This is a genomic window from Asanoa sp. WMMD1127 (genome assembly GCF_029626225.1).
In the GTDB taxonomy this organism is placed as follows: Bacteria; Actinomycetota; Actinomycetes; order Mycobacteriales; family Micromonosporaceae; genus Asanoa.
This window is the reverse complement of the sequence record NZ_JARUBP010000001.1, coordinates 2,504,823-2,519,583: the sequence shown is the minus strand read 5'-3', so window position 1 is coordinate 2,519,583 and position 14,761 is coordinate 2,504,823. Positions and strand designations below refer to the sequence as shown.

Annotated in this window: 14 protein-coding genes; 5 read left to right on the top strand and 9 right to left on the bottom strand. The window is 71.7% G+C overall.

The genetic code is table 11. The annotated features are described in order from the left end of the window. Positions 1–29: 29 nt before the first annotated feature. The gene (locus O7635_RS12120) at positions 30–920 is read left to right on the top strand and encodes a hypothetical protein (RefSeq protein ID WP_278080512.1); all 891 of its coding nucleotides are present in this window, start codon (positions 30–32) and stop codon (positions 918–920) included. 1,345 nt (positions 921–2,265) lie between these two features. Here O7635_RS12120 and O7635_RS12115 read toward each other — a convergent pair. Together O7635_RS12115 and O7635_RS12110 are read right to left on the bottom strand one after the other, a co-directional pair. Continuing rightward, positions 2,266–2,949, bottom strand: coding sequence for a response regulator transcription factor (locus O7635_RS12115; protein WP_203710151.1), 684 nt, complete (start codon positions 2,947–2,949; stop codon positions 2,266–2,268). A gap of 25 nt (positions 2,950–2,974) precedes the next feature. After that, positions 2,975–4,252 (bottom strand): ATP-binding protein, encoded by a 1,278-nt coding sequence (locus O7635_RS12110; protein ID WP_278080511.1) that lies wholly within the window; start codon positions 4,250–4,252, stop codon positions 2,975–2,977. Between the two features lie 221 nt (positions 4,253–4,473). Between O7635_RS12110 and phoU the strand changes: the two genes are divergently transcribed. Next, a complete protein-coding gene (gene phoU, locus O7635_RS12105; protein ID WP_278085454.1) occupies positions 4,474–5,115 on the top strand; it encodes a phosphate signaling complex protein PhoU in 642 nt (213 codons plus the stop codon). A 208-nt stretch (positions 5,116–5,323) separates the two neighbouring features. Here the strand turns inward: phoU and O7635_RS12100 are convergent, their stop codons facing one another. Next, entirely contained in the window at positions 5,324–6,073 is a 750-nt protein-coding gene (locus O7635_RS12100; RefSeq protein WP_278080510.1) for a phosphoglyceromutase, read from the bottom strand. A 129-nt stretch (positions 6,074–6,202) separates the two neighbouring features. On the opposite strand from O7635_RS12100, the gene O7635_RS12095 reads away from it, so the two are divergent. Continuing rightward, entirely contained in the window at positions 6,203–7,525 is a 1,323-nt protein-coding gene (locus O7635_RS12095) for an MFS transporter (protein WP_278085453.1), read from the top strand. Positions 7,526–7,564: 39 nt separating this feature from the next. Next, positions 7,565–8,788, top strand: a complete 1,224-nt coding sequence (locus O7635_RS12090) for an MFS transporter (protein WP_278080509.1) — start codon at positions 7,565–7,567, stop codon at positions 8,786–8,788. Here the strand turns inward: O7635_RS12090 and O7635_RS12085 are convergent. The 4 genes from O7635_RS12085 to O7635_RS12070 are packed head-to-tail and all read right to left on the bottom strand — an operon-like array spanning position 8,768 to position 12,245. Continuing rightward, positions 8,768–9,880 carry a hypothetical protein gene (locus tag O7635_RS12085; RefSeq protein WP_278080508.1) on the bottom strand — a complete coding sequence of 371 codons (1,113 nt, stop codon included), beginning with the start codon at positions 9,878–9,880 and terminating at the stop codon, positions 8,768–8,770. The genes O7635_RS12090 and O7635_RS12085 overlap by 21 nt on opposite strands. Then, a complete protein-coding gene (locus O7635_RS12080) occupies positions 9,877–10,392 on the bottom strand; it encodes a SigE family RNA polymerase sigma factor (RefSeq protein ID WP_278080507.1) in 516 nt (171 codons plus the stop codon). The genes O7635_RS12085 and O7635_RS12080 overlap by 4 nt, the downstream gene beginning before the upstream one ends. A 58-nt stretch (positions 10,393–10,450) precedes the next feature. Next, positions 10,451–11,479, bottom strand: coding sequence for a LacI family DNA-binding transcriptional regulator (locus tag O7635_RS12075; protein WP_278080506.1), 1,029 nt, complete (start codon positions 11,477–11,479; stop codon positions 10,451–10,453). Between the two features lie 4 nt (positions 11,480–11,483). After that, positions 11,484–12,245, bottom strand: a complete 762-nt coding sequence (locus tag O7635_RS12070; protein ID WP_278080505.1) for a maleylpyruvate isomerase family mycothiol-dependent enzyme — start codon at positions 12,243–12,245, stop codon at positions 11,484–11,486. A gap of 72 nt (positions 12,246–12,317) precedes the next feature. Between O7635_RS12070 and O7635_RS12065 the strand changes: the two genes are divergently transcribed. Beyond that, a complete protein-coding gene (locus tag O7635_RS12065; protein ID WP_278080504.1) occupies positions 12,318–13,409 on the top strand; it encodes a UDP-N-acetylmuramate dehydrogenase in 1,092 nt (363 codons plus the stop codon). Between the two features lie 149 nt (positions 13,410–13,558). Here the strand turns inward: O7635_RS12065 and O7635_RS12060 are convergent, their stop codons facing one another. Continuing rightward, complete coding sequence (locus O7635_RS12060) at positions 13,559–13,897, bottom strand: LPXTG cell wall anchor domain-containing protein (protein ID WP_278080503.1); 339 nt, start codon at positions 13,895–13,897, stop codon at positions 13,559–13,561. Between the two features lie 79 nt (positions 13,898–13,976). Next, positions 13,977–14,747 carry a class I SAM-dependent methyltransferase gene (locus tag O7635_RS12055; RefSeq protein ID WP_278080502.1) on the bottom strand — a complete coding sequence of 257 codons (771 nt, stop codon included), beginning with the start codon at positions 14,745–14,747 and terminating at the stop codon, positions 13,977–13,979. Between the last annotated feature and the right edge of the window lie 14 nt (positions 14,748–14,761).

Here is a 14,761-nt window from a genome sequence, read left to right as displayed (position 1 = left end):
CGTACGTGATTCGGGCGTAGGCTTGTTCGGTGCCAGCACGCAGCCAGCTTCGTGTTCTCGTCGACGACGCCGACGATCCCCGCAGCCGCGAGGTCGACCTCGACTTCCCGCGCGAGTGGGTCGAGTTCTTCGACCCCGAGGACCCCAAGCACCTCATCCGCGCCGACCTGACCTGGCTGCTCTCCCGCTGGACGTGCATCTTCGGCAAGGGCTGCCACGGCATCATCGAGGGCCGCGCGGAAGACGGCTGCTGCTCGCACGGCGCGTTCTTCACCGACTCCGACGACGAGAGCCGGGTGCGGGCGGCGGCCAAGAAGCTGACGCCGGAAACGTGGCAGCACTACCGCCGGGGCTTCAAGAACTACACCGAGATGGACACGGTCGACGGCAAGACGCCGGCCCGGCGCACCGCCACCCAGGGCCCCGACGGCCCGTGCGTGTTCCTCAACGACCCGGACTTCCCCGCCGGCGGCGGCTGCGCCCTGCACGCCCAGGCCCTGCGCGACGGCGTGCACCCGCTGGAATACAAGCCCGACGTGTGCTGGCAGCTCCCGGTCCGCCGCGACCAGGACTGGCACAAGCGCCCCGACGGCACGAAGATCCTGATCACCACGCTGACCGAGTTCGACCGCCGCGGCTGGGGCTCCGGCGGCCACGACCTCCGCTGGTGGTGCACGTCGTCACCGGAGGCCCACGTCGGCCGGGAGCCGATGTGGCAGAGCTACGAGCCCGAACTGACCGAGCTGATCGGCAAGGCGGCCTACGCGAAGCTGGCGGAGATGTGCGCGGCCCGCTCCCGCCGGGGCCTGGTCGCCGCCCACCCGGCGGACCCGAAGCGCCGCCTCCCGATCGCCCGAGCGGGCAACCTCTCCGGCGGCCGCGAGCCGGCCGCCCCACCGAACCCCCCGAAGAAGCGCTGAGCCGGCACACGGCGCGATTCGGGTCAGCGCGCCAGTCGGCGCGAAAGCTCTCCATGACGATCGGCGAACCGCCGCGCGAACGCAGCGGCAGAGTCCGCTGCAGCGGCGTCGTTGCTTGACGACGACTTCGAGTCCGCAGGAAGCCTTGATTCGGCACTCACGGCACCACCCTATCGCCGCCACTGGATAGTGCAACGATCAGATTGGCATGTTTGATTGCTCGCCGGGGTGTGCGTTAAGCGTGTCGGGGCGAGATAATAGAAGCATGCGGCAGCTTCAATTGTTCACCAGGGGTGAATTGGCTGCCATGCGCGATCGGACCAGATCACGTAACTATTCCCCCGAGCGCGATGCATTCCGCCGCGCGCATCAATGTCGTCGGGCGTGGGGTTTGGCACAGCGCCATGCCGAGAAGCTGCGCCGAATACACGTCGACCACCAACAACAATGGGTGGCGGTCACGCCCGCGGGCGGCGAGGCCGGTTTCGATCGAGCCCGGCCCGCGGCGTCAGGCCTGGACGCCCCCATCGGTCGCGGTCCGTCGCGCGGCGGCTCGGCCAACGACGTCGGCCAAGTCAACATCGCCTGTGGAGTCGAGGCGCAGACGCCCGCCAACGCCACGAAACCCGTCGAGGCCACGGACCCGATCAAGCCACCTGACCCGGGCAAGGCCGCAACCCCGCGCGAGGCGGCAGCTCACGCAAGGCCCCAAGCACCGCGCCAGGGCCGCCCAAGTACCGAGCAAGACCGTAGATCCGGGCAAGGCTGCAGCCCCGTGCGAGGCTCGAACCCGGGCAAGATCGCAGGCCTGGCAGACCGCATACCCAGCCCGGCAAGGCCGCAGACCCGGGCAAGACCGCAGACCCGGGCAAGACCACAGACCCGGCCCGGCAAGGCCGCAGACCCGGGCAAAGCCGCAGACCCAATTGCCTTGGACGGGCGGCGAGCGGGATCCCGCAATTGGCGAAGCGGCCAGTTTGGCAAACGCGGCAAGGCGCAGATGGAGGCGGTCAGGCCGGCCCAGTCCGCGGCGCAAAGTGTCCGGCCGGCCGGCGAAATCAGCAGGGCCCTTCGGGTGGGCGGGTCATTGGCGCGGATCGACCCGACGCGGGCCCGCGAGAACCGCAAGAAAGCGCGTATCGCCAACAGAAGAGGCGACACGCGAAGGCCCGCTGCGCCGAATCACAAATATTCGTCCGCGCAATCGGGCCCGCACTCGGCCCGAATCGGGCGTCCGGATGGAAGCCGCAATCCAACTCCGCGACAAGATACGGAACCGATTTCGAACGCCGGCAATTCTGCGCTTTCTGGGATGGCTCCCGTCAGCAGGTACCGGCACGTCTGCCTACGGCTCGAACTTGTAGCCCAGTCCGCGGACCGTGACGATGAAGCGCGGCGTCGACGGTTCTGGTTCGACCTTCGAGCGCAGGCGCTTCACGTGCACGTCCAGGGTCTTCGTGTCGCCGACGTAGTCGGCCCCCCAGACGCGGTCGATCAGCTGGCCGCGGGTGAGCACCCGGCCCGCGTTGCGGAGCAGCAGCTCCAGCAGCTCGAACTCCTTGAGCGGCAGCTGCACGGCCGAGCCGTCGACCGTGACCACGTGGCGCTCGACGTCCATCCGCACCGGGCCCGCGGACAGGGTCGGCACGTCCGGCTCGGTGGTCTCCGTGCCCTGGCGGCGCAGCACCGCGCGGATGCGGGCGACGAGTTCCCGCGGCGAATAGGGCTTGGTCACGTAGTCGTCGGCGCCGATCTCCAGGCCGACCACCTTGTCGATCTCGCTGTCGCGGGCGGTGACCATGATGATCGGCACCCGGGAGCGCGACCGCAGCTGCCGGCAGACCTCGGTGCCGGACATCTCCGGCAGCATCAGGTCCAGCAGGACGATGTCGGCGCCGGTCCGGTCGAACTCGGTCAGCGCCGAGGTGCCGGTCGGTGCGACCGAAACCTCGAAGCCCTCCTTGCGGAGCATGTACGAGAGGGCATCGGAGAACGACTCTTCGTCCTCGACCACGAGCACGCGGGCCACGGACTTTCCTTCCTTACCGCTCGGATCAGCTCGACTGAGGCGATCCGGACACGATCTCAATAGAGGGGGGTAGCGGGAGGGCGGCGTCCGGCGGGCTGGCCGGAAGCCGGAGGGTGAACGTCGAACCCTCCCCCAGTGTGCTGACTACGTCGATGCGCCCGCCATGGTTGGTGGCGATGTGCTTGACGATCGCGAGGCCGAGCCCGGTGCCGCCGGTGGCCCGGGAACGCGCGCGATCGGCGCGGTAGAACCGCTCGAAGATCCGGTCGACCTCGTCGGGGGCGATCCCGATGCCCTGGTCGGCCACCGACAGCAGCACCGTGTCGTCGTCGAGCGCGGTGCTGATGGTGATCCGGGTCTCCTCCTTCGAGTACGCGATCGCGTTCTCGACGAGGTTGGCCAGCGCGGTGGCCAGCTGGCTGTCGCTGCCGTAGACGGTGAGCCCACGCCGGCCCTCGACCACGACCTCGATCTCGCGGGCGGCGGCGGTCGTGCGCGTGCGGTCGATGACCTCGGCGACCACCCAGTCGACCGGCACGGGCTCCGGGTCCGGCAGCGGGTCGGCGCCCTGCAGCCGGGTCAGCTCCAGCAGCTCGTTGACCAGCCGGCCGAGCCGGGTCGACTCGTGCTGGATCCGCTCGGCGAACCGGCGGGCGGCCGCGACGTCCTCCTCGGGGCCGGCGCCGGGCTGCGGGCCCACGTTGGTCGGGTCGGTGGCGTCGAGCAGCGCCTCGGCCAGCAGCTGCAGCGCGCCGATCGGGGTCTTCAGCTCGTGGCTGACGTTGGCGACGAAGTCCCGGCGCACCCGGCTGACCCGGTGCGACTCGGTGACGTCGGCCGCTTCCACGGCGACGAAGTTGCCGCCAAGACCAACGGCCCGCAGGTGTACGCCGAGCGGCTCGGCCCCGTCGCCACGGGGCAGGTCCATCTCGACCTCGCGGCGTACGCCGGACCGGCGCACCTGGCCGGCCAGCGTGCGGATGATCGGGTGGGCCACCATGCTGCCCGGGGTGCCGGCCGAGCGGAGCAGTCCCATCGCCCGCGCCGCCGGGTTGACCAGGGTCACGTTGTCGTCACCGTCGAGCACCACGACGCCGACCCGCAGCGAGTCGAGGCTCTTGCGACCCAATCCGGGTTGCGGATCGTGCCGGTCGATGGTGATCGCCTGCCTTCCGTCGCCAGCCGCGCGGGTAGGGGCGACGGTCGCTGATCCCCGTCGCCTGAGGCGCGGGATCAGCGATCCGGCGGCGAGGCCCGCCAGCAGGCTGGCAACGCATGCGCCAGCCACGATCGCCCATTCCACGAGGCGATCGTAGGGTCATTGTTTACGAACAGGCTGGTCGGGCCGGGCAAACCGGGCGCAGATCGCGCAATGTTCACCAGCCGGCCCAACGCCGTTCACTGGCGTTCTGCGACGTACACCTACGGTGAACCGGACATAAGACGAAGCGTGACCGGATATTACCCAGCGGTCACAATCGTTGAGCCAACGACACACCCGCTATTCAGGAGCACCAGATGGCCCTGCGCGAAGAGTTCCGCGCCGACCTGCACATCGTCAGTCAGCTGTTGGTCGACATGGCGGAGGCGGTCCGCACCGCCATGCGCGAGGCGACCACCGCCCTGCTCCGCGCCGACAAGGTCGCGGCGGAGGACGTCATCGCCCGGGACGCCGAGGTCGACGCGCTCTACCGCCAGGTCGAGGAGCGGGTGACCGATCTCATGGCGCGCCAGGCGCCGGTGGCCAGCGACCTGCGGGTGTTGATCACCGCGCTGCAGACGGCCGCCGACCTGGAGCGCATGGGCGACCTGGCCGACCACGTGGCCAAGACCGCCCTGCGCCGCCACCCGTCGCCGGCGGTGCCGGCCGAGCTGCGGCCGGTGTTCCTGGCCAAGGCCGACGTCGCCGACAAGATGGCCGCCAAGATCGCGACCGTGCTGTCGAAGCTCGACCCGATCGGCGCCGCCGAGCTCGAGACCGACGACGACGCGATGGACGCGCTGCACGTCGAGCTGTTCAAGGTCATGCTCAGCCCCGACTGGCCCTACGGCGCCGAGACCGCGATCGACGGCGCCCTCCTGGGCCGCTTCTACGAGCGCTTCGCCGACCACGCGGTCAACGCCGGCCACCACGTCATCTACCTGGTGACCGGCGAGCAGAGCTGAATGGTTCGGTCGCTCCGCGGCGCTGGCAGCTCGTGTGGTGCGGCGCCGTCCGGCCATTGCTGCGCTCGGCCGGACGACGCCGCACCACACGAGCGCGCCACTACGCTCCCTCACGTGGCCAGGCGCCGTTCGGCTTGCGGTCGCACCGCCGGTTTGCGGTAGCAAACCGATAGCACCGCCGGGCTTGTGGTCGCCGGCCGGGCGGGGGTTACCTTCCCTGGTTGGCGACGGCGGCGGCCGCCTCCTTGGCGGCTTCCGGATCCAGGTAGGCGCCGCCGGCCGTGACGGGACGCAGGTTGGCGTCCAGGTCGTAGCGCAGCGGGATGCCGGTCGGGATGTTGAGCTTGGCGATCGCCTCGTCCGAGACGCCGTCGAGGTGCTTGACCAGGGCGCGCAGCGAGTTGCCGTGTGCCGCGACCAGCACGGTGCGCCCGGCCAGCAGGTCCGGGACGATCGAGTCGTACCAGTACGGCAGGGTGCGCTCGAGCACGTCCTTGAGGCACTCGGTCGCCGGCATGAGCTCGGGCGGCAGGGTGGCGTACCGCGGGTCGCCGGTCTGCGCCCACTCGTCACCGGGGTCGATCGGCGGCGGCGGGACGTCGTAGGACCGGCGCCAGAGCATGAACTGCTCCTCGCCGTACTCCTCGAGCGTCTGCTTCTTGTTCTTGCCCTGCAGCGCGCCGTAGTGGCGCTCGTTGAGCCGCCACGACCGCCGCACCGCGATCCAGGACCGGCCGGCCTCGCCGAGCGCGAGCTCGCTGGTGCGGATCGCGCGGCGCAGCACGCTGGTGTGCAGCACGTCCGGCAGCAGGTCGTGTTCGCGCAGCAGCGCGCCGCCGCGCCGGGCCTCGGTCTCGCCCTTCTCGGTCAGGTCGACGTCGACCCAGCCGGTGAAGAGGTTTTTCGCGTTCCACTCGCTCTCGCCGTGCCGGAGCAGCACCAACGTCCCCACAGTCATGAGGCCATCCTCGCGCAGGCCGCCCGGCGGCCGACAGGCACCCGGCGTGACGACCGCCATGCGGTAATCCTGATGACTTCCTGGGTGCCCTCCACTTAGGTTGCGTAAGGCCACCGTGGATTGGTGGTCATTACCAAGGGGGGCCACGAGTTGGTACGGGGCTGGTTGCGCGAGACGGCGGGCGGACTGCCCCGGACCTTCTGGTACCTGTGGTGCGGCACCCTGGTCAACCGGCTCGGCGGCTTCGTCCTGATCTTCCTGACGGTCTATCTGACCAAGGAACGCGGCTTCAGCGACATCCAGGCGGGCCTGGTCGTGGGCCTGTGGAGCGCCGGCGGCGGGGTCGGCACGATGGTCGGCGGCGTCCTGGCCGACCGCTGGGGCCGGCGGCCGACGCTGCTCCTCGCCCACGTCGGTGGCGCCGGCATGATGGTGCTGCTCGGTTTCTCCCGGCCGTTCGTGATGATCGCGATCGTCGCGTTCGCGCTCGGCATGTTCGCCGAGTCGGCCCGCCCCGCGTTCGCCGCGATGATGGTCGACGTCGTGCCCGACCGCGACCGGGTGCGCGCGTTCTCGCTCAACTACTGGGCGATCAACCTCGGCTTCGCGTCCGCGGCCATCCTCGGTGGCTTCGCCGCCCACCTCGACTACCTGCTGCTCTTCCTGGTCGACGCGTCCGCGACGCTGGTCACCGCCGCCATCGTGTTCATCAAGATCAAGGAAACCCGACCCGCCGTCGCGGCCGCGCATCCCGGTGCCGCCGCCAAGGGCGGGCTCGGCCTGGTGCTGCGCGACCGGGTGTTCCTGACCTTCACGTTGGTCAACCTGCTGGCCGCGATGGTCTTCCTGCAGCACATCTCGATGCTGCCGATCGCGATGACCGACGACGGCCTCTCGTCGTCGACCTTCGGCTGGGTGATCGCGCTCAACGGCGTGCTGATCGTGCTGGGCCAGCTGTTCATCCCGAAGCTGATCGCCGGGCACAGCCGGGCCCGGGTGCTGGCGGTCGGCACGATCGTGCAGGGCGTCGGCTTCGGCCTGACCGCACTGGCCGGCAACGCCTGGCTCTACGCGATGACCGTGCTTGTCTGGACCCTCGGCGAGATGGTCTACTCGCCGTCGTCGGCGGCCACCATCGCCGACCTCTCGCCGGCCGCGATCCGCGGCCGCTACCAGGGCGTCTTCTCGCTCTCCTGGTCGATCGCCGGCTTCACCGCCCCGGTCGCCGGCGGTTTCGTGCGCGACCAGCTGGGCAACAGCGCACTGTGGATCGGCTGCGCATTGATCGGTTTCCTGGCCGCCGCGATCCACCTGGCCGCCGGCCCGGCCCGCGAGCGGCGGGCGGCGGCGATCGCGGCGGCCAGCCGGGCGCCGGCGCCGCGCTCGGAGGTCGAGCCTGCTCCACCCGGGGTGATGAGCGACACGCTGGCGCCGACCTCCGCGCCTTCGTAGCGTTTCTTCCGTAAGGCTTCTTAACTGAAGGGGACGGGGTTGCGCGCCTGGTTGCGGAGCACCGCGGGCGGCCTGCCGAGCACCTACTGGTACCTGTGGTCCGGCATGCTGATCAACCGGGTCGGCGCGTTCGCGATGCTGATCATGTCGGTCTACCTGACCGACGAGCGCGGCGCCTCGGTCAGCCTGGCCGGCCTGGTGGTCGGCGGCTACGGCATCGGCGGCGTCGCCGGCACCCTGCTCGGCGGCGTGCTCGCCGACCACTGGGGTCGCCGCGCCACGCTGTTCTGGGCCCACGCGGTGGCGGCGGCGCTGATGGCGGCGCTGGCGTTCACGACCCACGTGGGTGTGATCGCGGTGCTCACCGTGCTGCTCGGCATCGTCCACTCGATGCCGATGCCGGCATTCGTCGCGGCGATCGTCGACGTGGTCCCGGCGGAGGGCCGGTCGCGCGCGTTCAACCTGCAGTTCTGGTCGTTCAACCTCGGCATGGCGGCGGCCGGTCTGGTGGCCGGCGTGCTCGCGCAGGTCAGCTACCTGGTGCTGTTCCTGGCCGACGCCGGCGCGACCGCTATCACCGCGATCGTCATCGCCTGGAAGGTGCCGGAGACGTTCCGCCGCCGGTCGGACGCGCGGACCAACGGTGGGCTGCTGACCGCCCTCACCGACCGCACCTACCTCGTGTTCGTCGGGCTCACCTTCCTGCTCGCCGCCCTATCCACGCAGACCTCGACGATCATGCCGCTGGCGATGCGGGCCGACGGGCTCAGCCCCGCGGCGTACGGGACGGTGGTCGCGATCAGCGCCGCTCTGATCGTGGTCGGCCAGCTGTTCGTACCCCCGTTGATCGACGGCCGTCGCAAGCACACCGTGCTGGCCGCCGCCCTCCTGCTGATCGGGGTCGGCTTCGGCGCGCTGGCCTTCGCCGACCGGATGGCGATCTACCTGCTGGCGGCGGTGGTCTGGACGATCGGGTCGATGCTGGCCGCGCCACCCAACGCGGAGGTCAACGCGGAGCTGGCGCCCGAGGAGCTGCGCGGCCGCTACCAGGCCGTGTTCGCGCTGACCTTCCCCGCGGCCGCCTTCCTGACCCCGGCGCTCGGTGGGCTCAGCCTGGAGCGCCTGGGCAGTTGGCACTGGATCGTCGCCGGCTCGCTCGGCCTGGCCGCCGCAGCCGGCCACCTGCTGACCGGCCCGTCCCGCGACCGCGAAGCCGCCCGCCGCGCCACCGGCGCCCGGGAGCTAGAACGCGTAGCGGGCTGACGCCGCCGGCAGCCCGTCCGCGGGCACAAGGTGCACGACCGCGCCGGTCAGCAGGTTGGCTGACCCGGGCACGCGGCGCACCACCTGACCGGTGAAGTCGACCACCTGCAGCTCGTCGTTGTTCCTGAGCACCAGATGCTCGTCGTCGTACCAGCCGACGACGCCGGAACCGGCGAACTCGCCGATGACGGCCCCGGATTCGAGGTCGACGATCCGGACGTGCCGATTCCCCCAGTCGTCGACGGCCACCGCCCGGCGGCCGTCCGGCGACACGTCGGCGGTGGTCCGCACAGCCGCGGTGCCGTCGAGTTCCACCGTTCGCAGTGTCCTGCCGCTCAGGTCGTAGAACCGGATGCCGAGCGCCCGGTCCGGGTCCGACCCGGTGTCCGAGGTGGTGAGCGTGTGTCCGATGCTCCGGCCGTCGCGACTCCAGAAGAAGCCGAGCCCACGGGCGTTCAGCGACTGTATGTCGACCATTGGCACGAAACGGGATTCGTCGAACGTCTTCGAGTCGACCACGGTGAAGCCCCCGGGCTCGTCCTTGCCGAGGGAGGTGATGAGCACCTCTCGGCCGTCGGGCGACCACTCCACGCCGCGCGCGCCGCGGTCGTAGGCCTCCACCCAGTGGACGGAGCCGCGGGCGCCCTCCATGATGCCGCCGCGTTCGGCGTCGGCGACGAAGAACCGTTTCCCATCCGGGGACGGCACCACCACCTCGTAGGGAATCGTCCGGTACTGGCCGGTGGACCGGTCGAGCACGTAGGAGTCGCCGGGCGGCGGCCAGCCGCCGGAGGAGATCGGCGTGGCCCGGGCGTAGGCGAAAGCGACGACCTGCGGCGTCTCCGGCAGGGCAGCCGTGCCGTCAGAGCTGACCGACGGCGTCGGCGCGATGGGCACGGGCGCGCTGTGCCGGTCCGGCCGGAGCACCAGCGGCACCGCTACCGACACCGCCACCACGGCCGCGGCCACGGCGCCCAGCGCGATCCGGGTGCGCCGCCGGCGCTCGGCGAGCCGGATCGACCGGGCGGCCAGGTCAGGCGGAGGGGGCACGTCGGTCAGCTCGCGCAGGGCGCGGCGCAGTTCCCTGGTCATCGCCGCTCCTCCATCAGCTCGGGTGCCAACTCCGGGCACAGGACCCGCAGCCGCTCCAGCCCACGGGCGGCCAGGCTGCGCACGGTCGCCGGCCGGCAGCCGACCAGCTGGGCGATCTCGTCGTCGGGTAGATCCTCGAGATAGCGCAGCACCAGCACGGCCCGGTGTCTCGGGCTCAGGCGACCCAACGCCTCGCGCAGCGCCAGCCGCAGGTCGACCCCTGCGGTCCCGTCCGCGACCCGCCGTTCCGGCAGCCGCTCGCTCGGCAGCTCGCGGCCCCAGCTCGGTCGCCGGAACCAGTCGATCTGTTCGCGGCACATCACCTGGCGCAGGTATGCGTCCGGGTTGCCGTGGCGCACCCGCCCCCAATGCCGGTAGGCCTTGGCCAGGGCCGACTGCAGCAGGTCCTCTGCCTGCTGCGGGTGCCCCGTCAACCCCATGGCGAACCGGAACAACGACGCGGACCGGTTCGCGACGAAGACACTGAAGTCGTGCCGCGCCTCAGCGTCCACGCCAACTCCGTCGATCCACGACGCTAAGAACGTGAAACCCGGCGCAGCCGTTGCAGCGTCAGGCGGATTCTCTGATGATCAATTCGGTGGGCAGCATCGTGACCGACTCGATCTCCTCGCCGGCGACCAGGCGCATGAGCTGACGGGCCATCTCGCGGCCGATCTGCTGGATCGGTTGGCGCACCGTGGTCAGCGGCGGCTCGGTGTAGCGGGCCATCTCGATGTCGTCGAAGCCGATCACCGCGACGTCGTCCGGCACCCGGCGCCCGGCCTCGCGCAGCACCCGCAGCGCGCCGTGGGCCATCAGGTCGGAGGCCGCGAACACCGCGTCGAGCTTGGGGTCGTCGTCGAGCAGCTGGCGCATCGCGACCGTGCCGGACTCGCGGGTGAAGTCGCCGATCGCGACGATCGAGCGGCGGTCGGAGTCACGCAACGCCTGGCGGTAGCCGGTCAGCCGGTCGATCCCGGCGACCATGTCCTGCGGGCCGGCGATCGTGGCGACCCGCTTGCGCCCGGAGTCGAGCAGGTGCTGCACGGCCGAGACCACGCCGCCGATCTGGTCGACGTCGACGTAGGGCACCTCGACCGTGGCCCGCCCCAGCGGCCGGCCGCTGCAGACGACCGGGATGCCCATCCGGATCAGCGCCGCCGGCAGCGGGTCGGCGCCGTGCATCGAGGCGAACATGACGCCGTCGACGTGGCGGCTCATCGTGTAGCGCTCGACCCGGTCGTGGCCCGCGGTCGAGCCGGCGATCAGCAGGACGAGCTGCTTGTCGAGGGCGTCGAGCTCCATCGACACGCCGCGGATGATGCCGTGGAAGAACGGGTCGTCGGAGAACACGCGCGTCGGCGTCTCCGGCAGGATCAGCGCCGCCGAGTCGGTGCGCTGCGTGACCAGGCTGCGGGCCGCCATGTTGGGCACGTAGCCCAGCTCACGCACTGCCCGCCGGACCGCCTCCTGGATCGGCTCGGCGACCGTGGTCGAGCCGTTGACCACGCGCGACACGGTGGCCCGGGAGACGCCGGCCCGGCGCGCCACCGCCTCCAGCGTCGGCCGCTCGCGCGCTCCGTTCTTGGCCCTGGTCAACGAATCACCCCGTGCGTAACGCCGTCAGCAGCGTCGGATCGCCACTGACCACGAGGACATCGAAGCCCACCCGGCCGTAGAGCGCCAGCAGCAGATCACTCGCCGTGCCCTCGGCCTGCACCCGGGCGGGCGGCTCGTCGGTGTCGAGGATCGTGTCGGTGTCGAGCAGCGCGACGCCCTCGCCGCGCAGCCGCACCAGCCACTCCTGATCGGTGTCGGCCGCGAACAGGTGGACCACGCCGTGCGGACGCTCCTGCGCCCGGCGCCGGCCCGCGGGCAGCCAGGTGTCGAGCACCTCGGAGATGCCGTCGGCGGCCAGCTTGGCCTCGATCGGCTCGCTCGCGGCCAGCGCCATCTGAGCGTCCCACCGGTGGATGGCGGTCTCGTGGGCCATCCGGCGGTGCCAGAAGCCGGCCTTCTTCGACTGCGGGGCCCAGTTCCAGACCGGGGCCTCGGGGTCGACGGCGTCCAGTGTGGAGAGAAGCGCGTCGTAGCGCATCTGCCACCAGGCCAACGCCGCGGCGCCGTCGGGCGCGTCCTTGGGGTGCTCGCGCGGGTCGGGCCGGTCGGTGCCGCCGCGCTCGACGAGCCGGGTCACGTATTCGTAGACGCTGCCGACGTGGTGGGTCAGGTCGGTGACGGTCCAGTCGGGGCAGGAGGGCACCGGGGAGTCCGGCGGCGCGGCCGCCACCGCCGCCCCGAACGCGGCCGCTTCCGCGCGCAGACCGCCGAGCCAGAAGTCCTTGGTGCCGTGCAGTCTGGTCATCGGGGTGCTCCTTCGGTGCGGGGCCGGACCGTCGCCACAGATGCCGGAGCCTCTCAGCCTAGGGTTAACAGCGTGTCAGACGTTAGCGCCGACCCCCCGACCGCCGCCGACCCGCTCGCGCCCCGGGCGTTGGCGGAGTTCACCACGCTGCGGCTGGGCGGCCCCGCGGGTCAGGTGCAAACGGCGGAGAGTTCCGACCAAATCGTGCAAATGGTACGCACAGCCGCGCGCGCCGGCGTACCCGCCATGATCCTGGCCGGGGGCAGCAACGTCGTGGTCGCCGACGACGGCGTACCCGGCCCGGTGATCCTGGTCCGCTCCCGCGGCGTCGAGGTCGTCGACTCCGACGCCGCCCACGTGGTGGTCCGGGTCGCCGCGGGCGAGCCCTGGGACGAGTTCGTCGCCACCGCCGTCGACGCCGGCTGGTCGGGCGTCGAGTGCCTCTCCGGCATCCCGGGCTCGGCCGGCGCGACCCCGATCCAGAACGTCGGCGCCTACGGCCAGGAGGTCGCCGAGACGATCGTGGCCGTCGAGGTCTACGACCGGGTCGACGACACCGTCCGCCGGATGGCGCCGGTCGAGTGCCGGTTCGCCTACCGCGCGAGCCTGTTCAAGCACAGCGACCGCTGGGTGGTGCTCTCGGTCGACTTCCGGCTGGCCCGCGACCCGCGCTCGGCGCCGGTCCGCTACGCCGAGCTCGCCAAGGCGCTGGCGGTGGAGACGGGCGACCGGGTGCCGCTGGCCGAGGCCCGGGCGGCGGTGCGGGCCCTACGCGCCGGCAAGGGGATGGTGCTCGACCCCGTCGACCACGACACGTGGTCGGTCGGCTCGTTCTTCACCAACCCGGTGCTCGACGCGGCCGCCGCCGAGTTCCTGCGCAGCCGGGCCGCCGGCATCGGCGAGCCGCCGTCCTGGCCGGGCCCGGGCGGGCACGTCAAGGTCAGCGCCGCCTGGCTGATCGAAAAGGCCGGCTTCACCAAGGGCTACGGCGGCCGCGGCGGGGTCGCCATCTCCGGCAAGCACACGCTGGCGCTGACCAACCGCGGTGAGGGCAGCACCGCCGCGCTGCTCGACCTGGCCCGGGAGATCCGCGACGGCGTGCACGACCGGTTCGGCGTGACCCTCCACCCGGAACCGGTCCTGGTCAACTGCACCCTGCGTTAGGAACGGTCCGTTGCAATCGGTTTCCGATTGCAACGGACCGTTCCTAACGGGCGGGCAAGGAAGAAGGCCCGCGGCGTTTCCGGCGCGCGGGCCTTCTTCGGTTACCCCCACTGGACCCCCGGGTACGCACCGGGCTGGGGGTGATGTGGTCAGGCCTCGAAACGGTGGCGGCGGCGGGAGAGCGTGGCCCACACCGCGATGACCGCGCCGAGCAGCAGCACGCCGCCGCCGATCCCGGCCATGGTGCCGGCGCCCGCACCGGTCTGCGGCAGCGTCGGCGTCGGCTCCGGCGCGGGCTCCTCGACCGGCGGGGTCGTCGGAGTGTCGGTCGGCTCGCAGTAGTAGTCCTGCCGCACCGAGCCGTCCGGGCACGGCGACGGTGCCGCGTAGGCGGCGGACGGCGCGGCCTGCGCGGCCACGCTGGTCAGGGCGATCGCCGGCACCAGGAGCGCGAAAGCGGCGAGAATGAGGGACAGCCGTTTACGCACAGCCTGTCCTCCCCGTCTGTGTGATGGGTCGTTGTCGAACGGCCCAACGAGGCTTAGGCGATTTAGGTGGCGTGTCCGGTTAGGACAATTTTGTCGGGACGACCGATTCCCAGGCGACGGTCACCTCGCCGAGCCGCCAGCGGGCCGGGCGGTCCAGCACCGGCCAGCCCGCCTTCTTCACCGCCGCCACCGCGCGCCGCCAGCGCTGCCGCGCGCCGAAGGTGGCGTACGGGGCCGCGTCCCGCCAACCGTCGTCCAGCGCCCGCAGCAGGTCGTGCACCGGCTCCCCCGGCACGTTGTGGTGGATCAGCGCCTTGGGCAGCCGCTCGGCCAGCGTGCCGGGGGTGTCCAGCGTGGAGAGCCGGGCGGCCAGCGTGAGCGAGCGCGGGCCGGCCCGGTCGAGGCAGACCCAGGCGGCCAGCCGGCCCAGCTCGTCGCAGGTGCCCTCGACCACGATCCCGTCCGGCGCCAGCGCGCCCGTCATCGTGGCCCAGGCGGGGGCGACCTCGGCCTCGTCGTACTGGCGCAGGACGTTGAGCGCCCGCACCACCACTGGGCGCAGGCCGGCCAGCTCGAAGCCGCCCCGGGCGAACGTGAGACCCGGCGGGTCGGCGGCCGGCGCGGCGGCGGCGACGCGCTCGGGGTCGATCTCCAGGCCGACCACCCGGACGTCGGGCCGCACGCGGGACAGCCGGGCGCGTAGCTCGACCGCGGTCACCGGGGTGGCGCCGTAGCCGAGGTCGACCACCAGCGGATCGGCGGCGTCCCGGAGCAGCGCGGCCGCGTACGCCGCGATCCAGTTGTCGATCCGGCGCAGCCGATTGGGGTTGGTCGTTCCCCTGGTGACCATGCCCCGGGGCCGAC

What these genes read in the sequence shown, in the direction of transcription:
- O7635_RS12100 (WP_278080510.1), bottom strand. Translation starts at nt 6,073, where the DNA reads ATGACTGTGGGGACGTTGGTGCTGCTCCGGCACGGCGAGAGCGAGTGG.
- O7635_RS12085 (WP_278080508.1), bottom strand. Translation starts at nt 9,880, where the DNA reads ATGACCAGGGAACTGCGCCGCGCCCTGCGCGAGCTGACCGACGTGCCC.
- O7635_RS12070 (WP_278080505.1), bottom strand. Translation starts at nt 12,245, where the DNA reads ATGACCAGACTGCACGGCACCAAGGACTTCTGGCTCGGCGGTCTGCGC.
- O7635_RS12055 (WP_278080502.1), bottom strand. Translation starts at nt 14,747, where the DNA reads ATGGTCACCAGGGGAACGACCAACCCCAATCGGCTGCGCCGGATCGAC.